This window comes from Neptunomonas antarctica (assembly GCF_001305295.1).
In the GTDB taxonomy this organism is placed as follows: Bacteria; Pseudomonadota; Gammaproteobacteria; order Pseudomonadales; family Balneatricaceae; genus Neptunomonas; species Neptunomonas antarctica.
This window is the reverse complement of record NZ_LJSI01000055.1, coordinates 59,155-84,548: the sequence shown is the minus strand read 5'-3', so window position 1 is coordinate 84,548 and position 25,394 is coordinate 59,155. Positions and strand designations below refer to the sequence as shown.

At 45.1% G+C, this 25,394-nt stretch carries 21 protein-coding genes; 14 read left to right on the top strand and 7 right to left on the bottom strand.

What is annotated here, in order from left to right:
- Positions 1–32: 32 nt before the first annotated feature.
- The 3 genes from Nant_RS20495 to Nant_RS20485 all read right to left on the bottom strand — a co-directional run bounded on the left by Nant_RS20495 (position 33) and on the right by Nant_RS20485 (position 2,981).
- Positions 33–371, bottom strand: coding sequence for a RidA family protein (locus tag Nant_RS20495; RefSeq protein ID WP_054343549.1), 339 nt, complete (start codon positions 369–371; stop codon positions 33–35).
- A gap of 34 nt (positions 372–405) precedes the next feature.
- Positions 406–1,656 carry an NAD(P)/FAD-dependent oxidoreductase gene (locus Nant_RS20490; RefSeq protein WP_054343548.1) on the bottom strand — a complete coding sequence of 417 codons (1,251 nt, stop codon included), beginning with the start codon at positions 1,654–1,656 and terminating at the stop codon, positions 406–408.
- Positions 1,657–1,949: 293 nt separating this feature from the next.
- Positions 1,950–2,981, bottom strand: coding sequence for a histone deacetylase family protein (locus Nant_RS20485; RefSeq protein WP_054343547.1), 1,032 nt, complete (start codon positions 2,979–2,981; stop codon positions 1,950–1,952).
- Positions 2,982–3,378: 397 nt separating this feature from the next.
- Between Nant_RS20485 and Nant_RS20480 the strand changes: the two genes are divergently transcribed.
- From Nant_RS20480 to Nant_RS20455, 6 genes are all read left to right on the top strand, one after another.
- A complete protein-coding gene (locus tag Nant_RS20480; protein WP_054343546.1) occupies positions 3,379–4,719 on the top strand; it encodes an aminotransferase family protein in 1,341 nt (446 codons plus the stop codon).
- Between the two features lie 177 nt (positions 4,720–4,896).
- Positions 4,897–5,691: a transporter substrate-binding domain-containing protein gene (locus Nant_RS20475; RefSeq protein ID WP_054343545.1), complete on the top strand. Its 795-nt coding sequence runs from the start codon at positions 4,897–4,899 to the stop codon at positions 5,689–5,691.
- A gap of 175 nt (positions 5,692–5,866) precedes the next feature.
- Positions 5,867–6,523 (top strand): amino acid ABC transporter permease, encoded by a 657-nt coding sequence (locus Nant_RS20470; protein ID WP_054343544.1) that lies wholly within the window; start codon positions 5,867–5,869, stop codon positions 6,521–6,523.
- 12 nt (positions 6,524–6,535) lie between these two features.
- Entirely contained in the window at positions 6,536–7,189 is a 654-nt protein-coding gene (locus Nant_RS20465) for an amino acid ABC transporter permease (RefSeq protein ID WP_054343543.1), read from the top strand.
- Positions 7,190–7,223: 34 nt separating this feature from the next.
- A complete protein-coding gene (locus Nant_RS20460) occupies positions 7,224–8,012 on the top strand; it encodes an amino acid ABC transporter ATP-binding protein (protein ID WP_425319954.1) in 789 nt (262 codons plus the stop codon).
- A 42-nt stretch (positions 8,013–8,054) separates the two neighbouring features.
- Positions 8,055–9,212, top strand: coding sequence for an amidohydrolase (locus tag Nant_RS20455; RefSeq protein WP_054343542.1), 1,158 nt, complete (start codon positions 8,055–8,057; stop codon positions 9,210–9,212).
- Between the two features lie 122 nt (positions 9,213–9,334).
- Here the strand turns inward: Nant_RS20455 and Nant_RS20450 are convergent, their stop codons facing one another.
- Together Nant_RS20450 and Nant_RS20445 are read right to left on the bottom strand one after the other, a co-directional pair.
- Positions 9,335–9,829 (bottom strand): Lrp/AsnC family transcriptional regulator, encoded by a 495-nt coding sequence (locus tag Nant_RS20450; RefSeq protein ID WP_054343541.1) that lies wholly within the window; start codon positions 9,827–9,829, stop codon positions 9,335–9,337.
- A gap of 143 nt (positions 9,830–9,972) precedes the next feature.
- The gene (locus Nant_RS20445; RefSeq protein WP_054343540.1) at positions 9,973–10,866 is read right to left on the bottom strand and encodes a LysR family transcriptional regulator; all 894 of its coding nucleotides are present in this window, start codon (positions 10,864–10,866) and stop codon (positions 9,973–9,975) included.
- Positions 10,867–10,997: 131 nt separating this feature from the next.
- Between Nant_RS20445 and metE the strand changes: the two genes are divergently transcribed.
- On the top strand, positions 10,998–13,298 hold the full coding sequence (gene metE / locus Nant_RS20440; RefSeq protein ID WP_054343539.1) for a 5-methyltetrahydropteroyltriglutamate--homocysteine S-methyltransferase: 2,301 nt from the start codon (positions 10,998–11,000) through the stop codon (positions 13,296–13,298).
- Between the two features lie 106 nt (positions 13,299–13,404).
- Here metE and Nant_RS20435 read toward each other — a convergent pair whose 3' ends face one another.
- Positions 13,405–14,199 carry an AraC family transcriptional regulator gene (locus Nant_RS20435; protein WP_054343538.1) on the bottom strand — a complete coding sequence of 265 codons (795 nt, stop codon included), beginning with the start codon at positions 14,197–14,199 and terminating at the stop codon, positions 13,405–13,407.
- Positions 14,200–14,306: 107 nt separating this feature from the next.
- Between Nant_RS20435 and Nant_RS20430 the strand changes: the two genes are divergently transcribed.
- Complete coding sequence (locus Nant_RS20430; RefSeq protein WP_054343537.1) at positions 14,307–15,503, top strand: YbfB/YjiJ family MFS transporter; 1,197 nt, start codon at positions 14,307–14,309, stop codon at positions 15,501–15,503.
- 95 nt (positions 15,504–15,598) lie between these two features.
- On the opposite strand, the gene Nant_RS20425 is transcribed toward Nant_RS20430, so the two are convergent.
- Positions 15,599–16,585 (bottom strand): GlxA family transcriptional regulator, encoded by a 987-nt coding sequence (locus Nant_RS20425; protein WP_054343536.1) that lies wholly within the window; start codon positions 16,583–16,585, stop codon positions 15,599–15,601.
- A gap of 108 nt (positions 16,586–16,693) precedes the next feature.
- Between Nant_RS20425 and Nant_RS20420 the strand changes: the two genes are divergently transcribed.
- From Nant_RS20420 to Nant_RS20395, 6 genes are all read left to right on the top strand, one after another.
- A complete protein-coding gene (locus Nant_RS20420; protein ID WP_054343535.1) occupies positions 16,694–17,278 on the top strand; it encodes a peroxidase-related enzyme in 585 nt (194 codons plus the stop codon).
- 445 nt (positions 17,279–17,723) lie between these two features.
- Positions 17,724–18,782, top strand: coding sequence for an arginine N-succinyltransferase (locus Nant_RS20415; RefSeq protein ID WP_054343534.1), 1,059 nt, complete (start codon positions 17,724–17,726; stop codon positions 18,780–18,782).
- Between the two features lie 188 nt (positions 18,783–18,970).
- Positions 18,971–19,705 (top strand): substrate-binding periplasmic protein, encoded by a 735-nt coding sequence (locus Nant_RS20410; protein ID WP_162224962.1) that lies wholly within the window; start codon positions 18,971–18,973, stop codon positions 19,703–19,705.
- 92 nt (positions 19,706–19,797) lie between these two features.
- On the top strand, positions 19,798–22,164 hold the full coding sequence (locus tag Nant_RS20405) for an EAL domain-containing protein (RefSeq protein ID WP_054343532.1): 2,367 nt from the start codon (positions 19,798–19,800) through the stop codon (positions 22,162–22,164).
- Between the two features lie 181 nt (positions 22,165–22,345).
- A complete protein-coding gene (locus Nant_RS20400) occupies positions 22,346–23,221 on the top strand; it encodes a substrate-binding periplasmic protein (protein ID WP_054343531.1) in 876 nt (291 codons plus the stop codon).
- Positions 23,214–25,379, top strand: coding sequence for a putative bifunctional diguanylate cyclase/phosphodiesterase (locus tag Nant_RS20395; protein ID WP_054343530.1), 2,166 nt, complete (start codon positions 23,214–23,216; stop codon positions 25,377–25,379). Before Nant_RS20400 ends, Nant_RS20395 begins: the two co-directional genes overlap by 8 nt.
- Positions 25,380–25,394 lie beyond the last annotated feature (15 nt).

The following is a 25,394-nucleotide window of genomic DNA, read 5'->3' as shown; positions in this document are numbered from 1 at the left end:
GGTTATGCTTGCCTGGCCGTATGTTCAAGCGCTTACTCAGCGGCGACTACGGTGATTTCCACCAATAAATCGGGATGCGCTAAAGCAGACTCTCCGCACGCTCGGGCGGGTGGCAACGTGCCCTCAAACCACTGATCCCATACCGTGTTCATCGCCGCAAAATCTGCCATATTTTTTAGCCATATCGTTGCTGATAACATTTTTGATTTGTCACTACCCACCTCTTCCAGCAACGTTTCAACTTTATTCAGACAGGTTAATGTCTGAGCAGCCACATCTTCATCGATAGCCCCGACCTGGCCTGATAGATAGATCGTCTGATTATGCATAACGATTTGGCTCATACGTTGATTACTATTGATTTTTTTCATCGTTATTTATCCTTATTGCGTTAAAATATTTTTATTAAGATTTAGAAAACCGTTGAGCATTAAAAGGCTCAACATCAACAGTTAAGGGTTGGTTATGTATTAACTCTTCAACGATACGCCCTGTAATCGGTCCTAAGGTGAAGCCTTGATGACCATGTCCGAAGGCGAACCACAAATTATCGTGCTTACCGGAAGCGCCAATCACAGGCTTCATATCAGGCATACAAGGTCTGGAGCCACACCATGGTTCGTTCTCTACCTGATCATTCAATGGCAATATATTTTTGGCAAACCCCAGCACAGCGTGCAGTTGTCCAAAATCTTTTGCCGCATCCATTAAGGCCATCTCTGCGCCAGTGGTAATACGAATACCTTGCTGCATCGGCCCCATCACAAACCCGTTATCCACATCCACCAAGCTGTGATTGATAGCATTCTGATCTGTAGCTTCAAAGTGCTGATGATAGCCGCGCATCGGAAACAAGGGTAAATCATATCCCAAAGGCTTTATCAGTTCGCTGGACCAAGGACCTGCAGCCACCACCAAATGATCACTATAAAAAAAATTGTTATCAGTTATTACCTGCCACCCATCACCATCAGGCAGGATTTTTTTGACACTAGATTCACCTATAGTACCGTGCATATCCCGGAAGCTTTTGGCATACGCTTTTACCAATTCACCCGGGTTTGAGACTTGCCAGGAGTTTAACCAATGAATCGCACCGATAAATCCGTCAAAATTGCCGTTAGGTTCTAACGCTTTTAATTCTGCAAGAGAAAGAACCTGATGCTCAATCCCCTGTTCACGCGCATTTTTAGCGGCGGCAACGGCAGTCTTAAATTTATCGTCCGTCCTATGCATCTCAACCCACCCATCACGTCTTATCAACTCCTCAACGCCGGCAGCCGTGATCATTTTCTGATGCTCGCTTGTACAATGCTCAATTAGGGTCTGCCACTCTTTTTCTATTTTTTGGACAGAAGACGGCGCAGAAAACCGCCAGTACCCTAGTAGAGCCTGACGATAACGCAGGACGGCAGGCCAGCGATAACGGATGTCGGTATTCTTATTAGGTAATACTTTCAGCAACTCAATCGGCTGTCGTGGAAAAGGGTGAATATGAATCGCTTCTCGCTGAATTAGTCCTGCATTACCGTATGATGTTTCTGATCCTGGTGACTTTTTATCTAACAACAGAACCTTAGAATTTTTTTTCTGAAGATGCCAGGCAATAGACGTTCCAACCATACCCGCACCAATAACGATGACTTCGTAGCGCACAGAATCTCTCCTTCACGATAGGTATATAAAACTTAAACGCGCTTCGACATAAATACCCTACCGTTAATAGTTTCATAAAAATCACAAAACATAACGAGGATCCCTAATACACCTAAAGCGGGATACAGTGTCCCTGACAATAGGCTAAATGGAAAACTTGAGGCAGTAACGCTAAGATGACAACAACTAATACTCAACATTATTTATGTTGAGTATTAGTTCAGGGCAACCTTAATAAAAATTTATAAGAGTAATTAAAAAATAATTATTTCACTTATTAAGCATTATTGTTTTTATTCTGAAATAAGTCCAGAGAGAAATGCCTGTAGATTTTCATCTAGTTTTTCTATGCAGTAACCGCCTTCTACTAAGACTATCATCGGCTTATTTAGCGCCTTCAGCTTCTGCGCTAACGTCTTGAAACCTTGTGTGCTGACATTACATTTAGCTTGCGGATCGTCTTTATATACGTCGAACCCTAAGACATGGATAATAACATCTGGATTAAATAACTTTACATTACTGATCGATTTATCCACATAATTGAAAAAACCCACTTCATCTGTACCATGTGGCATCGGAAAGTTAATATTATAACCGTAGCCTTCTCCATGCCCTTTTTCGTGCTCGTGACCTGCAACCACCGGATAAAAATTAATAGGACTGCCATGAACAGAGGTATATAGGACATCTTTACGGTCATAAAATATTTCTTGAATACCCTGACCATGATGCATATCAGTATCTATAATGGCGATTTTTTTAAATTTCTGGCGCAGGTGCTCAGCGATGATGGCTGCGTTATTCAGATAGCAAAAGCCACCTGCTGCATTTTTTCGAGCATGATGACCTGCGGGTCTTGTTAAGCATATTTGAATATCATTTTGCTCTGCTTCATCATCCAATAACGAATCAGCAGCATTGAGTGCCGTTTGAGCGGACCAGTAAATAGAAGTCCATGAATGCTTACCAATCGGGGCACTACCGTCAGCCTGATACATAGCCGCTTTTGCCAAAATACCCAGTCCGGAATTGTTATTCGGCACATAAATTGTGGTCTGAATCTCCTCTCCCATCTCCTCATCTAAAGCCATCCATTCTTCATAGCCATGCTTTAGAAACTCAACATAGTCGAAGTCATGTACTGCTAAAATTGGCTCGATCCCTATCTCTTTAGCAGTTGTGACTTTTAGCCCCATTGTCTCTGGCGCTTTTAATAGTTCAGTCAGTCTCTCGGGCATTTCTTGCGGCTGGCGCATCTGCCCTCGAGAGAAATAGCTTTTAGGCTTATGAAGTTTTTGTTTTTCGTGACTATATATTTTCATATTAAGAGCTCTATTACTTATTGAAAAAAATTCAATTAATAAAACAAATACCGATAATTTATTATAAAATAAGAATCCGATTGAATTTATACTATTAAAACTCTACTTATACTATTAAAACTCTACTTATATTATTAAAACTCTATTAGCTGAATATAATATATTTTAAAAGCATTGAGCAACCATCTCCAATTCAATATATTATTCTATATAGCGGAGGTCAAACAATATAAAATAATACAAGGTATAAGCACAACTAATACACTATCAATTAAGGACATTAAATAAACACGTCATAACTAAATAAAAAATTTCATACATTGAAATTAATTTTTAGTTGTTCATATAATGGATGAAATTAAAAAACATAACTTTGTTTCTGATAACGGAATACGCAATGTCTAACAATGCTTTATTTTACTTGACCAGTGATGACATGCCGGTTGTTAGCCATGCCGATGGAATTTATATCTGGGATACTAAAGGGCGTCGATACATTGATGGCTGTTCAGGTGCCATCACCTGTAATATTGGACACAATCACCCCACTGTAAAACGTGCTATGGCGGAGCAACTCGATAAGATTGCTTTCAGCTATCGTACTCAATTCGAAAGCCAGGTAGCGTTGGACCTGGCAGATCGGCTGGTCGACCTGACCGACGGTGACCTAGATAAAGTATTCTTTGTTGGCAGTGGTTCAGAAGCAGTCGAGAGTGCCATCAAGCTGGCGGTCCAGTATTTTGTTGCCAAAGAACAGCCAGAGCGTTGCAAGTTTGTATCGCTGCGTCCTTCGTATCATGGCAGCACCATGGGAGCGCTAGGATTGACCGGATACGAACCGCTTGAGGCACCGTATCGCTCGATCACTATTGGCTCGGTCAAAGTACCCTCACCAGACTTGTACCGTTACAAGGAAACCAGCATTGAAGAACACATTACATCTGTGCTGGAACAGACCGAAAAAGCCATTCTGGCAGCGGGTGCGGAGACAATTGCAGCCGTTGTCCTCGAGCCGGTCGGTGGTGCCAGCACCGGTGGACGCATAGTCACCAAACGCTATATGGAAGGGTTGCGGGCGTTGTGTGACCGCTACGGCTGCCTATTGATTATGGACGAAGTGCTCAGTGGTATGGGTCGCACCGGCGCATGGTTTGCTTATCAGCATTTCGGCGTAGTGCCCGATATTCTGGCGTTGGCCAAAGGCCTCGGTTCTGGCTATTACCCCATAGCAGCCATGATGGCCCGTAAGGAGTTGGTGGATGTCGTGGGCCGCAGTGGCGGTTTCATGCACGGCCATACTTACGCCGGTAACCCCTTGGCCTGTGCCACCGGCCTTGCTGTTATTGATGTAATGGAATCCGAGCAGCTAGTCAGTAATTCTTTAAAACAGGGTAGCTATCTTCGCCAGCAACTTGAACAGCTGGCTCTGAAGTATGACTGCATTGGTAATGTACGCGGCATCGGCTTGTTGCAAGGGGTAGAGCTGGTACGAGACAAGACTACCAAAGAACCTTACCCTGCAGCGTTTAATGCCTTCGCCAAAATCACCTCTCTAGCCAAAGACCGTGGCCTGCTTATTTACCCGAGGCGCTGTTTAAATGGCCTGGCAGGAGATCACGTGTTGATTACCCCACCCTTGACGGTAACCGTTGCGGATATTGACGAGATAATTACCCTGCTGGACGAAAGTCTGGCTGCGTTCGGGCAGATAGTGCTGGAGCGGGAGGCCTGCTCATAAAAAAACCGTATTCTGGAAAGTGCTTAACAAGCAAAGTAATCATTAGAATTATAAATAATCAAGATAGATGATAACGATCAAACCTGGCTCAATAGGTTCGGTCATTAACCAGTTTTTAAAGTTGCAATGCATCATAGTGTGCATTGCTTTAAAAGTAAGCTGAATAGGAATAACAATATGAAGGCATTTACTAAAAAATTAACTCAAACTCTGGCGGCTGCCGCAGTCATTGCAAGTGCAGTGGCTATGCCGGTGCAAGCGCGTGATCTGAATGAAATTCGTGATGATGTGCTTCAGGTAGTCAATTCCGGCGCATATCCTCCCTTCAGTTTTGTCGACACCCAGGGCAACCTGGTCGGTTTTGATGTTGATATTGCCGAGGCTCTGGCTGAAAAAATGGGTGTGAAAGTTAACGTACAGTCGTCCCCTTGGAACGGCATCATCGCCGCCATGGTCGGCGGCCGTTTTGATGCCTGCATCTGTAGCATGAGCGACACTGAAGAACGTCGCCAGGCGGTTACTTTTACCGACTCCTACTACAGCGCAGGTTTGGCAGTATGGGTGCAAGACAGTACCAACGATGTCAATAGCATGGATGACTTTGCTGGCAAGCGTGTCGGTTCTACTCTGGGTGAAACCGGGAACCAGTGGGCGGTGGAAAACGCCGATGGCAATTGGAGTAATCAGACTTTCCAGGGATTGCCTGACATGATGAATGGCCTGACCACTGGCCGCATTGATATCATGATCGCTGATGACGTTCCTGTGATGGTTGCCATTCGGGAAAATGATACCAAGATCAAGATGATAGACGTCGGTGACTTACCGCGCTTCCCTGCTGCCATTTCCATTCAAAAGAACCAGCCTGAATTGCTTGCGGCGCTGAATGTTGCCCTGGCAGAAATCAAGGCTGATGGTACTTACCAGGCCATTGTCGACAAGTGGATTGGCGAAGGTGCCAACATCGAGTAAAGGTGAACAAGGGGTGAGATAATTGCAGCCAATGCTTTAGGTCTCCCCCTTTGGTCAACACTTTTGAACGTTGGCGCACATCACGCGGCACTTGTTCGCGGTAGCTAATACACTATGCGTCACTGGTTATCGACATTCGAACCTTGTATCACTGACAAAATAAAAAGGTAAGACCATGGATTTCAATTTGATGGTCGAGATCTCGCCCCTGTTGATCAAGGCGGCCTGGATCACGATCGATATCTCTGTCCGTTCACTGTTCTTTGGATTCTTTGTCGCTTGTGGACTGGTGTTCTTGCAGTCCTTTCGCTTTGCACCTATCCGTTGGTTTGCCCGTGGTTATATCAGCGTGATTCGCGGCACACCCTATTTCGTCCAGTTGTTGTTGGTGTTTTATGGTGGCCCCAGCATTGGCTTCAGGCTTGACCCCATAACCTGTGGTGTCTTCGTCGGTGCTTTCAATATTGGCGCCTATATGAGTGAAGCGATTCGCGGCTCCATCGAGTCTGTGGATAGTGGTCAGGCGGAAGCCGCGAGGTCACTGGGTTTTGGCAGAGCACAAACGTTGGTGTCTATCGTGTTGCCACAAGCCGCAGCACTGATGATTCGTTCTGTTGGGGTGTTGGCCATTGTCGTGGTGAAAAACTCCTCACTGGTTTCCATCATATCGGTGGTTGAGTTGACTTATCAGGCGCAGCGCTTGATTGGATCGACGTACAAGCCGCTGGAAATTTTCACCCTCACGGCGTTGATATACATCATCATAGTCTACGCAGTGATGGGCATTATCGAATTAGCCTATCGTCGCGCGATGCGCTACACAACCTTATAGGAGGTCACAGAGATGGAATTTGATTTCACTCCGGTAATAACCTACTTTCCCACCTTGTTGCAAGGCCTTGGTGTGGGTCTTCTCGTGGCACTCGTCGTTGCATTTATGTCTATTGTGGGTGGACTTCTGGTAGCGGTGATCTCCGTTTATGTCAATAAGGTTGTCAGCTGGCCATTGCGCTTTTTTATCTGGCTATTCATGACGACGCCGCTGTTGCTGCAACTCTATTTTTTGTATTTTGGCCTCGGCGAATGGATTCTGATTCCGGCGATACTCGTTGGTATCCTTGGGCTTGGTTTTCACTACATGGCTTACAATGCCGACATTTTCATTGCCACCATCAAGGCAGTCTCCGGTGGTCAGTATGAAGCGTCACGATCCCTCGGCTTTGGACATATCGCCACCATTTTCTACATCATTGTGCCACAGGCTTTAATTCGTTCGATCCCGCAACTTGGCAATAATATGATTTTGATGGTGAAAGATACGTCAGTCTTATCCGCCATTGGTGTGGCTGAACTGGTGTATGCCTCCCAGTATGCAATCAGTGTTACATTCCGGCCATTTGAGTTCTTCATCGTTATCGCCGTGATGTATTACGTGGTCAACATTTTTATGGAGCTCGGCCAGGCTTGGCTGGAGCGGATGACGGCTTATCGTCGCTAAACCATAACCGATTACAAAAAGGGTTGAAGAATAAATGAGCACTGAAAATCAAACCGACACTCCAGACACGCCGATGGTCGAAATCCGTGATGTATACAAACGTTTTGGCGACCTGGAAGTTTTAAAAGGCATTAACCTGACGGTTAATCGCGGAAAGATTATTTCTATTATTGGTCCTTCCGGCTCTGGTAAAAGCACCCTGCTACGCTCGGTAAACCACCTCGAGGTGATTGAAAAAGGTTCAATATTTCTCGAAGGAGTACAGGTGAACCGGCCGGATTTGAAAGGCCTGGCATTTGAACGACACATTAACCACATCCGCCAGAACATGGGGATGGTGTTTCAACACTTTAATCTCTTTCCCCATCTATCCACAATTGACAATGTCACCCTGGCACCCCGCAAGCTAAAAGGCATGGAAGCAAAAGCGGCCCGTGAATGGGGCATGGAATTGCTTAACCGGGTTGGCCTTGCAGAGAAAGCTGATGTGTTTCCTAACTGGTTATCGGGTGGGCAGAAGCAACGAGTGGCCATTGCCCGGGCGTTGGCAATGAAGCCTAAGGTGATGCTATTTGATGAGGCAACTTCAGCCTTGGATCCGGAGCTTGTCGAAGAAGTTAATCTGGTAATGCGCAGCCTGGCAGAAGAACATATGACCATGTTGATCGTGACACACGAAATGGGATTTGCACGCGATGTATCGGACTGGGCCATGTTTATGGACGGCGGGGTCGTTGTTGAAGAATGCGCTCCACAGAAACTGTTCAGTAACCCTGATCAGGAGCGCACCAGAAACTTCCTGAAGAAACATTTGCAGGGATGATGCAACCCATATAAATCGCCACAGTGTAGGGGCTGTAAGCATATGAGAACACTATCAGCAGAAAATATTACCTACCTTACGAAGGTTCGACAGTCTTTGCACCAGCAGCCTGAAATTTCTGGTGAAGAAATGCACACTGCAGCGAAAATAGTGAGGGAACTGACACAAGCCGGAGCAGATCAGGTCTGGGAAAATTTAGGTGGCTATGGAGTTGCGGCAGCTTTCTGTGGCAAAGAGCCAGGACCGACGATATTGTTTCGATGCGAGTTAGACGCGCTACCTATCGCTGAAAAGTCTACGCTGTCGTATTGCTCTGAAGTTGAAGGGAAAGGTCATTTATGTGGCCACGATGGGCACATGTGTATTGTGTTAGGTGTGGCACTGGGCTTAGTGGTCAGACCCAGGCATGGCCGTGTAATTCTGTTATTTCAGCCGGCTGAGGAAACGGGCTTTGGCGCGAAGGCTGTTATTAATGACCCCAGATGGCCAGAAATCCGTCCCGATTATGCATTTGCTTATCACAATGTTCCGGGAAGGCCTTTAGCAGAAATCGGTTTGCATACCGGGCCTGCTACGTGTGCATCGTGTGGTATGCAAATTATTTTTCATGGCAAAAGTTCTCACGCAGCGGCTCCGGAAGACGGAATTTCACCTGGATCAGTCATGGCTGAATTAATGTTAGCAATACCTAAGCTGGGGTCGGGTAGCATTTCTGATCCGGATTTCAGTCTAAGCACCCTAACACATGCCCGCTTAGGCATGCCCACCTTTGGGGTAGCGCCTGGCGAAGGTGAATTACGCGTAACATTACGCAGTAAAACAAATGAACGCATGGATGACATGATTACGAAAGTACAGCGGATGCTTGACGCTATAAAGTCACCGCTTGAAATTGAGGTTTTCTGGCATGATGTGTTTCCGGCATCAACGAATAGTTCAGATGCTACCAGCATTGCCAGAAATGCGGCGGGTGCGAGAAAACTAAACATCCATGAAATGCAGAATCCTATGAAATGGTCCGAAGATTTTGGCCATATTGGTTTAGATGGTGCTAATGCAACGATGTTATTTTTAGGTGCTGGCATACACCAACCCCAGCTGCACAATCCAGACTACGATTTTCCAGATGAGTTATTGGCTGTTGGTGCTGAGTTACTACTAGAAATTATCGATAAAACCCTTGGTTTTGAAGACGGCTAATGTTGTCGGGCATTGAGCACAAGAAGGACATTATTCTGATAAGAATGAGCATCCTTTCAGGATTATCAAATGCCAATTGGGTTTACCCAGGCGCATTAGAAGGAGACTTTGGATCAAGCCGGTTATTTCTTAGCCGGCTTTATTTCATCCAGTAATTGTTCCAACGGATAGCCCCGAAAAGGTTTACCCGTTTCCAGTACGACATGACTGCTGATATTCACCTGCCCCGCTAACAGATCCAGTAACCGATCGTTAATGGCATTATAACGCTGCATATCGGGGGCGATTATGCGCAAAAAGAAATCAAATGCACCGCTCACTGTATAACACTCCACTACCTCTGGTATCTCATCAGCGGCTTTGCTGAACAGTTTAAAGGCTTCTGTGCTTTGGTCTTTTAAGCTGACTGTCGCAATAACGGTTACGCTGCGGCACAGTGAAGGCAGATCCAAGACCGCCATATAAGCGTCAATCAAACCCTCCTCTTCCAATTTTTTAACACGGTTAAGGCAGGAGCTGGGAGATAAGCTCACCTTGTCTGCCAGGGCTTGATTGGTGATGCGTGCGTTTTGCTGAAGCACCGAAAGAATCTTTCGATTGATACGATCAAGAGTCATAAAGCAGCCTGGTTCTTATTATTTATAATCAATATTATGCTGATGATAGCGGCTAGTTAAGCGAACTTCATCAATAAATATCGCTATTACCATAACCGAATAAAATTCGTCCATTTTTATCTACAACGAATAATTGACACTTATCATATGGGCGATTCAGACTGTTTTTTCGCCAGTTCAATAAACGCAGTCAGGTAATCTGTTTTCGGGTCAGTTGAACGCTGTCCAAGAAAGATCTGCTTTTGCATCCCCGCGCCTAAACGCACCGAGGTAACCGGCATACGGCTTTGATACTCCGCCACCAGCCAGCCCGGCAACGCCGCCACGCCCCTTCCTGCCGCTACCATTTGTAGCATAATATCAGTGGTTTCGATGGTTTTATGCTTCTTCGGACTACAGTTGGCCGGATGTAAAAACTGACTGAAAATATCCAGTCGCTCCAGCTCAACCGGATAGGTAATCAGTGTTTCTGATAATAGTTGTTCCGGGCTAATAGCCACTTCCTGAGCAAGCGGGTGCTCATTTCCCACCACCAGCACCTGCTCGTAATCAAATACCGGCTCAAAACTCAGCCCTGAACGCAACAGCGGATCCGGCGTTACCAGTAAATCAATTTCATACGCGTATAAAGCGCCGATACCGCCAAACTGAAAGCGCTGCTTAACGTCGACATCCACATCAGGCCACGCGACAAGATACGGGCTTACAACCTTCAATAGCCATTGATAACAAGGGTGGCACTCCATACCGATGCGTAATGTTCCGCGTTGCCCGCTGGCGATTTCACACACTACCTCTTCGGCTAATTCCAGCTGCGGCAAGATACGTTCCGCCAGCCGTAACAGGTACAAACCCGCCTGCGTTAAGCGGATCTGACGGCCTTCTTTTTGCCAAAGTGGTGTACCCAACCTCTGTTCCAGTTTTTTAATACTGTGACTCAACGCAGGCTGTGTCAGACAAAGTAAATCGGCAGCGGCCGTCAATGAGCCTTGCTGATCTACGGCTCTTAAAATTGCTAAATGATTACGTTCCAGCATCTGCCTACTTACTCTTCGACTCATGAATAGAATTTATAGATAGATAAAATAATAGCATTATTTTTTATTGCTTTCGATCTCTACTATGAGCGACATATCTTAAAGTAACTGATTAGAAAGGAATAATTATCATGGCCATCACACACAATCTGGGCTTCCCTCGTATTGGCTCCCAGCGGGAACTTAAGTTTGCACAGGAAAAATACTGGCGCGGAGAGATCAACCAGTCAGAACTGATAACCCAGGGTAAACAGCTGCGTTCAAAACACTGGCAACAGCAATCGAGTCTGGATTTTCTGCCCGCCGGAGATTTTTCTTTCTATGATCAGGTGCTGGATATGAGCTTTTTACTGGGCAATATTCCCTCCCGAGCGAGCAATTCGCACACTAACGATTCAACCGAACTGGATACCTACTTTCGCGTCGCACGGGGTCGTTCAGCTCACGATAGTGGCTGCAGCTGCATCAGTGCAGGCGAGATGACAAAATGGTTTGATACCAACTATCACTACATTGTGCCGGAATTCACCAACGACACGGCTTTCTCTCTTAACCCGGAAAAGCTGCTGAGCCAAATCGCAGAAGCACAGAGCCATAACGCCAAGGTGAAACCGGTGATTATTGGCCCTGTCACTTACCTGTGGCTCGGTAAAGAAAAAGATGCGTCCAACAAACTGGCGCTACTCGATCGCTTACTACCGGTTTATCAGGCATTGCTCGCCCAGCTGGCCAACGCGGGAGTTGAATGGGTACAGATTGATGAGCCCATTCTGGTAACAGAGCTAGACCAAGAGTGGAAAAATGCGTTGCAACGCAGCTACCTGTCTTTACAAAAAAGCCCCGTTAAGCTGTTACTAGCCACTTACTTTGGCCAACTACAAGACAACCTGCCACTCATTAGCCAACTGCCGGTAGCCGGCATTCATCTGGATGCGATTAATGCGAAGGATGAAACCACAGCACTGATCGACAGTTTACCTGCCAGCAGTATTGTCTCATTAGGTGTTATCAATGGACGTAATATCTGGAAAACAGATTTGAATGCGACCCTCGACTGGCTGGAGCCCATTGCCAGCCAACTGCAGGATCGCTTATGGATTGCGCCCTCCTGTTCGCTCCTTCATGTGCCGGTTGATTTAGGCTCAGAAGAACATCTCGATCCCGACATCAAATCATGGTTAGCCTTCGCTCATCAGAAGTTGGAAGAGCTAAGCACGCTGCAAACGGCGCTTAATCAAGGCCGACAGCACGTTACTGCTGCACTGGAAGCCAACCAGCAAGCCATCAACAGCCGTCGCCAATCACCACGTGTCAACAACCCCAGCGTACAGCAAGCCGTTGCCAATATTGATGCAAAACTGGGACAGCGTCAGAGCGATTACCCGCACCGCGCTGCTATTCAGAGGAACAAATTCAACTTACCTTTATACCCAACCACGACGATTGGTTCTTTCCCGCAAACCGCCGGGATTCGTGCGGCCCGCCTGCAATTTAAAAAAGCCGAGATCAGTGAAGTCGACTACACATCGCTGATGCATCAAGAGATTAAATACGCCGTTGATGAGCAGGAAGCACTCGGCCTGGATGTGTTGGTGCATGGTGAAGCTGAACGTAATGACATGGTTGAATACTTTGGCGAGCAACTGCAAGGCTATGCTTTCAGCCAATACGGTTGGGTGCAGTCTTACGGTTCCCGCTGTGTTAAACCGCCGATTCTGTTTGGTGACATCAGCCGTCCCAAAGCAATGACCGTAAACTGGACGCAATACGCTCAATCATTAACAACAAAGCCGATGAAAGGAATGCTCACCGGCCCGGTTACCATTCTCAACTGGTCTTTTGTGCGCGATGATCAGCCGCGTTCGGACTCCTGCTATCAACTGGCCTTGGCGATACGCGAAGAAGTTCAGGATCTGGAAAAGGCGGGCGTTACTATTATACAGATCGATGAAGCCGCATTGCGTGAAGGACTGCCACTACGCCAGTCTCAATGGCAGGACTATTTAACATGGGCGATTGAGAGTTTCCGCATCAGCGCCAACGGTGTGGGCGATGCGACGCAGATTCACACCCATATGTGCTATTCAGAGTTTAACGATATTATCTCTGCCATTGCCGATATGGATGCCGATGTCATCACTATCGAGACGTCACGTTCCGACATGGAATTGCTGGATGTCTTTGATCACTTCAACTACCCCAATGATATCGGGCCAGGCGTATACGATATTCATACCCCGAATATTCCAACACAAGCTCAAATGGTTGAACTGATAGAAAAAGCCGCCGAACGGATTCCGGCTGAACGTCTGTGGATCAACCCAGACTGCGGTTTAAAAACCCGCCAGTGGAAAGAGGTGATTCCTGCCCTGCAGAACATGGTAGCGGCCGCTAAAACCTTACGCCAACGGGCGCTCAAGGTCGCCAGTTAAGAAGAATGAATTAAACGCCTGATAAAAATTAAAACGTATAATCAAAGCAGCTTTCTTAAGAGGGAGCTGCTTTTTAGTCATTAGGCTGTTAGCGACTATTTGGGCGTTAAGGTCTGTACTGACGGCTGGATATATACTCTCCAGGACTCATGCCCGATATATTTCGGAACATATAGATAAAAGGCGAGGGAGAACTGTACCCTAAGTCCAAAGAAATATTTGTAATACTATGACCAGCGGTAAGCAATTCTATCGCTTTTAGAAAACGGAGCCTTAGGTTCCATGCCTGAATAGTCATGCCTGTTTCTCTATGAAACTTTCGCTCTAGGGTTCGCTTCGATATTGCTAAACCCTCTGCCAACATCAGCGTTGTTTGTTTACCTCCAGGCTGCTCATAAAGTTGACTGCACATTTTCAAAAGCTCTGATGATGTGGGCCAGGGAAGATGATCAGTAACAAGCTTTAAACGTGGCAGCGTACTCAACATTAGAGAAACAACATCTTCTTCATAACCAGAAATGGAGTATTCAACATCAAATGTTGAAACTTCTATTATCAGTGCTTTTATGATGGGGGATATTTGTAGTACCAAGCTTTTATCAGCAGGCAACTGCTGATATCTGCTATCAATGTAGAGACTTTTTAATTCAGCGCCATATTCAGTTGAAACACTATGCCTACACCCGCAGGGGAGCCAGACAGCATTTCCCGGTGGGATGAAAAGCCTTTCACCAATAACGTCAACAATTAGTACACCGGAAACAGCATACAAAAGTTGATGCCACCTATGTTTGTGCGCAGGGAAATAGTGTCTTGCTGGCATGTACTGTTGCCGGACAAAAACCTCACGAGGCAGGCTTTCCAGATTAAGTAATTTGAGTTCATTCAGGTAGTGTGACATCTATTTCAAATATTGACGCTTTATGTGTATATGTTGTCAGAGTATATAGAGATTGTCTTTCGATTATTAGATATTCTAAGGTATACATATTTAACGAGCAATCTCGTATGAAATTATCAGAACAATCCAAGGTTCAGCTTGTCTGTGTGACGGGAGGTGTGATCACCGTCGGTATCGCTCGATTTGCATATACACCCATGTTGCCTGAAATGGCCGAAGATATTGGTCTGACGGAGACGGTTGCGGGTTTCTTAGCCGCTGCAAATTATGCAGGTTACCTATGTGGAGCATTGCTCATTTCTTTCATGCATAACCTTCAATTAAAAATTAAAGTGTACCGCTATGGTTTAATGGCGGCTGTTGCTACTACTCTGTGCATGGCTGCAACAACGAATCAGTGGGTATGGTATCTGTTACGTTATGTCTCAGGCTTAAGCAGTGCCGCCGGTGTTTTGCTGGGTGCCGGGTTACTGATGCACTGGCTCAGGAACCATCAGCAAAAAGCGGAACTGGGAATTTTTTTTTCTAGTCTGGGGATCGGCATTGTTCTGACGGCCATTACTGCCCAACTCATAAAAATTGAATATACATGGGATCAGCAGTGGTTAATCTATGGGTTTTTGGCCCTCATACTCATTATCCCCGTGCTATTCTGGTTTCCCGACTTTTCAAAATCGACAATGGGCACGCAACAAACAGCGCACAAGGACACTCAACCACTTCCCTCAAAACAGTTTTTTCTAACCTTGCAGTCGGCCTATTTTTGCGCTGGCTTCGGGTATGTGGTGACGGCAACATTCCTGATTGCGATCGTTGAATTACTTCCCGGCATGAAAGGCCTTGGTTGGGTCGTGTGGTTGTTGGTGGGGATTGCTGCTGCACCGGGATGCTGGTTGTGGGACATCTATGTCAGAAAGGTTGGTCTCTGGTCTTCACTACTTCAAGCTTACATTCTAAATATGGTGAGTACAGCTCTGCTCTTGTTTGACCCGTCTACAATGGTAATTTTTATCAGTGCAGTACTCTATGGTTGTAGTTTTATTGGCATTGTTAGTATGACATTGGCAATGGTCGGGCGTCTGTATCCGGAAAATGCGTCCAGATCGATGAGTCACCTCACGTTCAGTTACGGACTCGCACAGGTGATTGCACCTGCACTGGTTGGGATAATGGCCGACAAAAGCGAAAGTTTCACGCAGGGGTTGGTAATCACTGTGATTGTAATGCTGGTAGGAATCGCTTTGTTAATGCGAGCAGTAGTCATTCTAAAACAAGGAAACACCCTTTTATTAAAAAATAGCTGATCCGCAATGGCTTTTTTTGCCCGTGAGGTCTGGATAGTAAAGTTGCTTGGTATAGGCAACCAAGGCTACTCCCATGATCTCTTAATCGTTTCAGACTACTTCGATCGAAGCTGCTTGCGGTAATTACTGGGAGAAATGCCTAATTCCTTATTGAATAACCTACGTAATGAACTCTGACTGCTGTAGCCCACCCTCTCCACAATCTGTTCGATGCTGAGATTTGTGGTTTCTAGTAGTAACTTAGTTTGCTCCAACCTGGTACGTTGATGATAGTCGGATAGGCTCATACCGTTCGCTTTTTTGAACCGACGCGATAGAGTTCTGGAACTGACTGAGTGTATCTTTGCCAGTTCTTCCATATTCAATTTCTGAGAAATATCTCTCTGTAGCTGGCTTTCAACAGTCAGAATCAGACTGTCTTGGTGGGCCGTTTGTTCCTGTATAAACAGGTAGGGTGAAGCATAGCTTTGAGACGCGTCGATTAGCATAGTCCGCGCTGCATTCTGTGCTAGCTGTCTCCCCACCTGCTGCTCAACAATCTCCAGGATAACACTCAAATTTGCGGTCATTGAGCCCGTGCAGTATGTGCCTTTATCTTTTACCAGAAGGAGATCAAAGCGATGTTTAATTTTTGGGTAACGGCTACGAAAGAGTCCACTAAGCCACCAGGCTGTCGTCGCCTCTTTTCCTGCTAAGCTTCCTGATTCAGCTAATAAAAAAACACCACTACAATTGGCGGCAATCGCGGTTCCTTGCTGCATTCTCGTTAACAGCCAGTTACTTTCTTTGTCGAGCTTTTCTATATTTTTGATGAGTGATTTAGTGTCTGAATGATGAATACCCGGCACGACAATTAAGTCAGCCTGAGAAGCATCTCGCAGGGAAGAATCGACCTGAATTTTCATGCCATTTGAGCAAGTGACCGTTTCACCTGTGAGCGATACCAAGCGACAGCTATACAGATCAGTAGCTTCACCGCGTTGTTGCTTCCATATCGTATTGATAACATTAAATACATCAAAGGGAGAGGTTAGGCCTGAAGCTTGGCATCCATCAAATGCTAATCCGAGTACCTGATACATTCTGTCCTCTTTTGCGCGATTTATGGCGATTTTATGTCTTATTTTTGTCGATAATGATAGATAGACTAACCTACGAGCTATTTAAAATGAAGCAAAAGGTGATCACTCATGAGCCAGTTACCAATAAGTCGCTATCCTGTCCCTGACCTGGATTCTTTACCCGAAGATATTCTTTCTCGTATCCTGGCTGTGCAGGAGAAGGCAAGTTTTATCCCCAATGTTTTTTTGACTCTAACCTATCGGCCAGCAGAATTCAGAGCGTTCTTTGCTTACCATGATGCCATTATGGAGCGTGAAGGAAGTACACTTAGCCCCGCAGAAAAAGAGATGATAATCGTTGCCACCAGTGCCGCTAACGGTTGTCAATATTGCGTTGTGGCCCACGGGGCTCTGCTTCGGATTTATTCTAAAGCACCACAACTAGCAGATCAGATTGCTATAAATTATCTCCATGCACCCATAACCGATAAGCAAAAAGCTATGCTGGCATTTGCTATCAAGCTATCGAGATCTCCGGAATTAGTGGCCGAATCAGATTTTCACGAACTTAAGACTCATGGTTATGACGATGATGATATTCTAGATATTACAGGCATTACGGCTTTCTTCGGATTATCAAATAGAATGGCGATTGTTACTAATATGCAGGCCAACAATGAGTTCTATACCATGGCGCGAGAGCCTAAGTCTTAAGCGGTAAAACCAGGCATAGACTCTACCTTCAACTACCCTTATCAAATTCTGAGAATAGTTTACGTACCATTCGGGCATAAAGCCCCTTTGATGCCGAACCAACCCCCTGTCAAAAGAGCAGCCTTTCGGCTGCTTTTATCTTCTTATTTCATTCTCAAAGAGACAGCATTTCATGTTTCATGAGAGTTGACGTGCTGCAACACCAAAATAATATTTTGATTACTCTCACAACTGCACACTTATCTACCTTAGTGAAGTCACAGAAAATATTAAACGCTTAATATAATGGAAAAAAATAAGCGAATACCTTTCAGAACACAACCAAATAATATTCGGCATAAATTATAATTTCCGTATTTTATTGCTACTTAACACACTATTTAAGCAGCTCATTTTGTTAATCTGCGGGTAAAATATCAGCTAATAATAACTAAGCGAGCCTAACATGCTGATTATTCGTCCCTGCAAAAAAAGCGATCTGGATGATCTGATGAACATCTCTCATGCCGTTGGTAAAGGGATGACATCCATGCCCGCAGATGAAGCCGCATGGATGGAGAAGATCAGCGCATCGGCGCAAGCATTTAACGCTGCCTGTCCTGTAGCCCAGAGCAATACCTATTTTATGGTGCTGGAAGATACCGCCACAGGACATCTTGCTGGCACTACCGCTATCTATACCGGAGTGGGGCTTAGTCGTCCTTTTTACTCTTACAAGATCTCAACACTCGTCAGCAGCAGCACTGACCTTAATATTATTCGCAAAACCCAAGTGCTCAACATCGTTAATGATTACACCGGTTCGACAGAAGTCGGGTCAATTTACCTGTTACCTGAATATCGCAAGCCCGGTGTTGGTCAGTTTCTCTCCCGTGCCCGTTTTCTAACGATGGCTGATTTCCCTGAAAGGTTTGGTGAACAGGTGATTGCAGAACTACGTGGATGGCAAGACGAGAATGGGCGTTCACCGCTATGGGAAAACCTCGGCAAACCATTCTTTGGGATTGAGTTTCAGGATGCAGTCAATACAGCAGCCATCAAAGGCTCGCAGTTCATTTCTGATCTGATGCCCAAATACCCTATCTATATCGACCTGCTACCCAAAGAAGCGCAGGAAGTGATTGGAAAACCACATGACTTTTCAGCACCCGCATTACATATGCTGAAAAAGGAAGGATTTCAGTTCACAGGTTATGTTGACCTGTTTGATGGCGGCCCTTCGGTACAAGCCAATATAAAAGAAATTCGTAGTGTAAAAGACAGCTGTAGCAGCAACTTTCAGGTAATAGACAGTCTGCCTGCGGCATCGCCAATGTATCTGATCAGTAATGAAAATTTGGATAACTATCGCGTTGCTTTAGCACCAGCCCGACTGACCGAGAACGGCGACATTATGATTGATCAGGCCACTTTTCAGGCACTGCAACTCGCTGTAGGCAGCCTGGTTCGGTTTATTACGATGAATCAATCATCCGCTCACACAGTAGATTCTCAAGCAGCATAATTATTGACATACCCCTCCAGCCTACGGTACTAGTGAGGGGATTCTTTGATTGCTCTCATATTTTCCTGCTGTAACACCTCTCGCTTTAAGGTTCTATCCCCAGAACTCCTAATTAGTCCTACGTTTTTCCTACTCTCTGCTATGCTCTTTAGACGTTAAATCGCCACTAATGAGGTATGTCGGTTATTATGAAAATCAGAATCGGATTACTCCTCTTGCTGCTAATAGCGAGTCCGTTGAAGGCCGAGTCGCTAAGAATTGTAACTGAAGAGCTCGCGCCTTGTGGCTTTCAGGTAGACGATGAAGCAAGAGGGTTCTGTAGCGAAGTCGTTCTGGCGGTGTTGAAGCAGATCAATTTGCAGGCCCCGATCGAATTCTACCCTTGGGCACGCGCCTACGAAATCGCTCAGGCTGAGAAAAATATCCTGATTTATTCGATCGCTCGCATTCCTGAACGCGAGGCATTATTTCACTGGGTAGGCGCCATCGCACCCTATAAAACATCGCTCTATAAGCTTAAGGCAAACACGTCGATTCAAGTCAATTCTATTAACCAGGCTAAAAAGTACCAGATTGGTGTAGCATTGGACGATGTGAGACTAACTTACCTGCAAAGACATAAATTTCCGTCACTGAAGACTGTCTCGAGCAATGTCCTGAATATCCGTTTACTCGCGAACAATCGTATTGATTTAATCGCATACGATGAAGCGTCGTTTGCGCAAATATTACAAGATGAAGGCCTAGATGCCTCTTTGTTCGAGCGGGTTTTCCGACTCGACGAGTTATCAGATCAAGTTTATATGGCCTTTAGCCTTGGTTCTGATACAAATTTGGTAACAGCATTCAGAGATGGCCTGAAAATAATCAAGATGAACGGAATATATGATCAAATTCAGATCAAGTATCGCAATATTGAGTAAGCATTTGTGGCTTAAGCTGGCCACACACGTTTCCTGCCTTAGCAGCCAATCACCACAAATATCCTTCGAAGTGGTGATAGTGTGATGGCTATATGAGACAACTATTCCGTAAAGATAATCTCATTGCAAAACGCCTGATTGTCGGTGTCGTGTTGTTTAGTACATTGCTGTCACTTTTAACAACCTCAATTCAATTGTATTTCGACTACCGCCAGTCCGTTGAGGCGATCAACGAACATCTGCATCAAATTGAAGTTAGCAGCTTGCCTACTATCGTTAACAGCGTGTGGGTAATCGACCATGAACAAATTCAAACGCAACTCGATAGCCTGGTGAAACTAAAGGGCATAGAATGTGTTGAAATAATTGTCGGGGACGATGTTCGCTGGAAAGCGGGTAGCCCGAAGAAAACGAGCGTCATCGAACGCAGCTTCCTATTGGAACACAAGTACCAGGACAGAATGCAAAATATCGGTACGCTTCGAGTATTGGCAGACCTTGATGAGGTCTACGATCAATTGCTCGATAAGATACTAGTAATATTGATCACCAACGCTCTGAAGACATTCCTGGTAGCTGGATTTATTATCTTATTTTTCCACTATCTGATCACCCGACATTTATATCGATTACTCGAGAGTTTTCAAAAATTCCGACCTCAATCTATCAATACTCAACTCATATTTAATCGTCATAAGAAACCAGGCTCACCTCCTGATGAACTCGACCTGCTCTCCTCGGCCTTTAATCAATTACAGGTAAATACAAGGGACTCATATCAAAAATTAACCACCGAAAAAGAAAAGTTACATATCACACTGAACTCTATCATTGACGGCGTCATTGTCTCTGACGAATCCTGTCTGGTTGAGTTTATTAATCCAGTGGCTGAAGCCTTAACTGGCTGGACAAACAGGGAGGCGGTTGGACAGTCGGTTTCTACAGTCTTCAATGTATTGCATGAAACAACCCGTGAGGTAGTGTCCGACCCAGTCGAAAGAGCCGTTACCTCTGGTGCCGTACGTCATCTCAGTGATCACTGCGTATTAATCAGCCGATCAGGAAACGAAACGGCGATAGAAACTTCGGCGGCACCTATCATTGGTGCCGGTGGAGACATACTCGGTGCAATACTCGTGTTTAATGACGTTACCAGCGCTAGACAATTAACCCAGGAGCTCAATTGGAACGCCAGCCATGACCCACTAACCCGCCTGCCCAATCGACGTGAATTTGAACGCCGACTGCAACTAGCAATTCCAGCCAATGAAAACGAAACGGTCTCCCATATCATCCTGTTTATGGATTTAGATCAATTCAAGGTAGTAAATGATACGTGTGGACATGCTGCCGGTGACAATCTACTAAGACAATTGACGTCATCGCTTGAATCACAGATTCGAAAAAGCGACATATTGGCTCGCTTAGGCGGGGATGAATTTGGTGTTTTACTACACGATTGCTCCATAGAAAAAGGGCTTCAAATCGCTGAGCAATTAAGAAAAACCGTAGACAGTTTTCGCTTCATCTGGCAAGAAAAATCATTTCGTATTGGCGTATCCATTGGCTTCGTCTCCATTCGTGAAGACGACTCGGTTACCAACTACATCCATCATGCTGATATGGCTTGTTACGAAGCCAAAGCCGCGGGCAGAAACCGTATCCATGTTTTTCAGGCAGAGGAAGGCGCTGTCAAAGAAGCCGAATTAGCATGGGTAAACCGGATTACCGACGCCATTGATAAGAATCAGTTCGAGCTACATGTACAGCCCATCGTGTGTGTTAAGTCTTTAAAAGTACACCATTACGAAATTTTAATTCGCCTCATCTCGGACAATAATAAAATAATTTATCCGAATGAATTTATCCCGCCAGCGGAGCGATATGGAATCATGTCGAACATTGATCGATGGGTTATACAGCAAACCTTTAGCTGGCTAAAAACCCACGCAGCGCAAGCACCCAAAGTCGCGATCAATCTATCAGGCGCCAGTTTAGGGGACAAAGAATTTTCTCAGTTTGTGGCTGATCATTTTGAAGACGGCCTTGTGCAGGGACATCAGGTTTGCTTTGAAATAACCGAGACGACGGCAATTGCCAACATGTCGCAGGCTCTGTCACTCATCAGCAACCTAAAAGAACTAGGGTGTAGTTTCGCTCTTGACGATTTCGGTAGTGGCCTTTCGTCATTTGCCTATTTAAAAAGTTTTCCGGTCGACTACCTTAAAATCGATGGTTCATTTGTACGCGATATGGTGGATGATCCGATCGACCTGGCTATGGTGCAAGCCATTCATCAAGTTGGCAAAGTGATGAATATTGAGACAATTGCTGAGCATGTAGAAAACGACGCATTAGTTAGCGCTTGCCAGGATATTGGTATCAACTATCTGCAAGGATATGGCGTCGGCAAACCCGTATCGATATCATCACTAGTCTTTAACGAATCATTGGACTAAAAGCGATACCCACGTCCTAGCGCAACTTTTTTACCGTTAGGCTTCCAACCCCGTCAGATGGGGTATATACGAAATCCATTTAATCACCGAGATCTCACCTAAAGAATCCTGCCTAATCTCATGCAAGTCTCAAACTTACTGCTATAATTATTGCTACCTTCGTATTTTTAAGGTGTATCGAATGTTACAACGCAAAAAAACAGACTGGCCCGTGTCAGGTACCAGTTCTTATGCGCAACCTCACCGAAAAATGTCGAGATCCTGGTTTTTCCAGGTGTTTCTGCTCGCCCTCTTAGTGAGTAATCCAGCGGCGGCTGAGCAAGACTTGAATGACCCCTTACAAGTGATAGAAGCCATCCAGAATTTAAACTGGATTACCGAAGAACTTTCACCCTTTAATTACCGCGATCCTGATACGGGAGAAATAACCGGTGCTTCGGTCGACGTGTTAATGCAGATATTTGCCAAATTAGGGATAAAAAGAGACAGCATAAACCTTAAGCTTTATCCCTGGGCGCGGGGTTATCATAAGGTTATGAATGATCCAGAAACCGTTTTGTTTTCAACTACATACACGCAAGAAAGACTGAAGAACATGAAATTTCTGGGGCCGGTGGTAGCGAATTTTTTTACGGTCACAGCGCTCAAATCCAGACAGTTAAAGATCGAATCGGTAGAGGATTTGAACCAGTTAAAGATTAGCGTGGTAAGAGATGATGCTGCTGAAAAAATGCTCGTTGGGCAAGGCGTCAACCCTGAGGCAATCGACCCGCTTAACTCCGGCTTGAGCATGGTGAAAAAATTGGCTTCCGGCCGGGTTGATGCTATCGCCTATTCATTTGTGACAACATTAAGCCTGTTTGAGAAGGCGAATATTAATCCAAATGACTTCGAAATAATTTATGTATTAAAACAATCTAACATGGGTTACGCCTTCCACAACACTACCGATGCCCGCATCCTGGAGCCAATGCGTAAAGCGCTTGATGAGTTAATCATTGATGGCACACGAGCGAAAATATTAGCTAAATACGGCCTCGAATCACCTAATGATTAAACTGAGAAACTCAATTGGCTTACGCTTACTACGCTATGTCTTTGCTTGTTACCTGGTTGTTGCAGTGGCAGTCACTGGGATACAACTGGTCTTTGAGTATCGTCACGTTAAATCCAATTTATTTACCCAATTATATGGCCTGGAAGTCACCTTCAAAGATAGCATCGTGACTTCACTGTGGTCATTTGATACGCCCCAACTTAAAGCCACTCTGTTTGGAATGCAGAAAATAGATATGGTATCGGGCATAAAAATTGTGAATCAACAGCAAGAAACCATTGCATCCACAGGCGCAGTGCTGACAAAGGAGAGTCAGATCGTTTCAACTAAACACCTGGCACATAACGGTATGGTAGAAACGACACTGATTCAGCCTAATACCACTACAAAGCAAACGCTGTTCGAATACCGGTTCCCAATAGAGTACCAGGAAGACAAGGATAGCCCGGCCACCTTGCTCGGTTATGGTCTTATATATGCCAGCGAAAACACCATAATTGAGCGTGTTAAATATAGCTTCATATTGATTATCATCAACTCAGTGATAAAAACGCTCGCTTTGTGGCTGTTCTTCCTGTTTTTTGCCAATAGAGTGATCGGCCGACCACTGAAAGCGCTGGCAAAGGCTGCTAGTGCTCTTAACCCAGACAAACGGGGAACACTCGGCAGTTCAAAAGAGTTCGATACAATAATCGATGCAAAACACAAGGATGAACTTTATTTATTGGCGGACAATTTCAATCAAATGCGAGTCGCTATCCTGGAAAAAATTGACATCATCGAGTCACAAAAACAGACGCTGGAAAAAAGCGTGGCAGAACGTACGGAATCGCTGACTGAAGCCAACGCCGATTTACAACATTTAGTTTTGCACGATACGTTGACATCACTGCCGAATCGAACCTTATTCAACGATCGTCTGGATCAGATGCTTAAGACCGCGGCGCGCAATAAAACACGATTCATTGTCGCCTGTATCGACCTTGAAAATTTCAAAACGGTCAACGATACGTATGGGCACCAAATCGGTGATCAGATTCTTGCTGGCGTAGCCGGGCGAATGTCGAAAGTTCTTCGCACTGCCGACACGCTGGCACGTGTTGGTGGCGATGAGTTTTTTGCGTTACTTCCGATTGCAAATGCTAGCGACAGCGAGGTAATTGCTGAACACCTTCATAGTTCTTTGTACGAGCCATTTATTTTTGAGAACGATGGCAGTACCCGTATCTTTACAAACGCTAATATAGGTACGGCTATCTACCCGGAACACGGCGAGAGTGCCGAGGCTTTGATTAAAAATGCAGACATGGCGATGTATCAGGCTAAACAATCCGGCATCAATTATGCCAATTACAACAGCGAGGAAGACTCAATACTGAGAAGGCAGGTAAAGATAAGCCAGGACATCAAACCAGCCATCGAAGAGGGTCAGTTTTATTTAGTTTACCAACCCATATTGGAATATAAGACTAAACGCGTTACCAAACTAGAAGCATTGATTCGTTGGCAACACCCAACTTTTGGCTTGCTTTCCCCAGTGGAGTTTATTCCCATTGCCGAGCGCAATGGCAACATCTCTGAATTGACCCAATGGGTGCTGAAAACTACCTGTAAACAGTGTAAACAATATCAGCTACTAGACAGCTCTATGTCGGTATCGGTCAACATTTCGGGCCGCGTATTTAATCAGCCGGAGATGCCGGATTTGCTAGAAAAAATATGTATGACGTCCGATGTATCGCCCAGCCGTATTAACCTGGAAATTACCGAAACCACAGCGATGGCGAAACCTGAGCAGGCGATCAATATATTACATCAGCTGACCGGCAAAGGTTTTACGGTGTCGATAGACGATTTTGGTACGGGTTATTCATCGTTTTCGTACTTAACCGAGTTGTCGGTAAACGAATTGAAAATCGATAAAAGCTTTTTGCTAAGTATGAATGTAAACAGAAATAAAGTAATAAAGGCGATGATCGATTTAGCGCATTCGCTAGATCTGAAGGTGGTTGCGGAAGGTATCGAAACTAAAGAATTATTAGATATGCTAAGTGAAATGAACTGCGATTTTGCTCAGGGTTTTTATATCGCGAAACCACTGCCCATCGAAGTACTTTATCAGTGGTTACTCAGTGTAGAAAAAAATAACCTTTTCTAAAAATACAACGTATGG

Coding starts and splice junctions, on each gene's coding strand:
- Nant_RS20495 (WP_054343549.1), bottom strand. CDS start 371: ATGAAAAAAATCAATAGTAATCAACGTATGAGCCAAATCGTTATGCAT.
- Nant_RS20485 (WP_054343547.1), bottom strand. CDS start 2,981: ATGAAAATATATAGTCACGAAAAACAAAAACTTCATAAGCCTAAAAGC.
- Nant_RS20480 (WP_054343546.1), top strand. CDS start 3,379: ATGTCTAACAATGCTTTATTTTACTTGACCAGTGATGACATGCCGGTT.
- Nant_RS20475 (WP_054343545.1), top strand. CDS start 4,897: ATGAAGGCATTTACTAAAAAATTAACTCAAACTCTGGCGGCTGCCGCA.
- Nant_RS20470 (WP_054343544.1), top strand. CDS start 5,867: ATGGATTTCAATTTGATGGTCGAGATCTCGCCCCTGTTGATCAAGGCG.
- Nant_RS20465 (WP_054343543.1), top strand. CDS start 6,536: ATGGAATTTGATTTCACTCCGGTAATAACCTACTTTCCCACCTTGTTG.
- Nant_RS20460 (WP_425319954.1), top strand. CDS start 7,224: ATGAGCACTGAAAATCAAACCGACACTCCAGACACGCCGATGGTCGAA.
- Nant_RS20455 (WP_054343542.1), top strand. CDS start 8,055: ATGAGAACACTATCAGCAGAAAATATTACCTACCTTACGAAGGTTCGA.
- Nant_RS20450 (WP_054343541.1), bottom strand. CDS start 9,829: ATGACTCTTGATCGTATCAATCGAAAGATTCTTTCGGTGCTTCAGCAA.
- Nant_RS20445 (WP_054343540.1), bottom strand. CDS start 10,866: ATGCTGGAACGTAATCATTTAGCAATTTTAAGAGCCGTAGATCAGCAA.
- metE (WP_054343539.1), top strand. CDS start 10,998: ATGGCCATCACACACAATCTGGGCTTCCCTCGTATTGGCTCCCAGCGG.
- Nant_RS20435 (WP_054343538.1), bottom strand. CDS start 14,199: ATGTCACACTACCTGAATGAACTCAAATTACTTAATCTGGAAAGCCTG.
- Nant_RS20430 (WP_054343537.1), top strand. CDS start 14,307: ATGAAATTATCAGAACAATCCAAGGTTCAGCTTGTCTGTGTGACGGGA.
- Nant_RS20425 (WP_054343536.1), bottom strand. CDS start 16,585: ATGTATCAGGTACTCGGATTAGCATTTGATGGATGCCAAGCTTCAGGC.
- Nant_RS20420 (WP_054343535.1), top strand. CDS start 16,694: ATGAGCCAGTTACCAATAAGTCGCTATCCTGTCCCTGACCTGGATTCT.
- Nant_RS20415 (WP_054343534.1), top strand. CDS start 17,724: ATGCTGATTATTCGTCCCTGCAAAAAAAGCGATCTGGATGATCTGATG.
- Nant_RS20410 (WP_162224962.1), top strand. CDS start 18,971: ATGAAAATCAGAATCGGATTACTCCTCTTGCTGCTAATAGCGAGTCCG.
- Nant_RS20405 (WP_054343532.1), top strand. CDS start 19,798: ATGAGACAACTATTCCGTAAAGATAATCTCATTGCAAAACGCCTGATT.
- Nant_RS20400 (WP_054343531.1), top strand. CDS start 22,346: ATGTTACAACGCAAAAAAACAGACTGGCCCGTGTCAGGTACCAGTTCT.
- Nant_RS20395 (WP_054343530.1), top strand. CDS start 23,214: ATGATTAAACTGAGAAACTCAATTGGCTTACGCTTACTACGCTATGTC.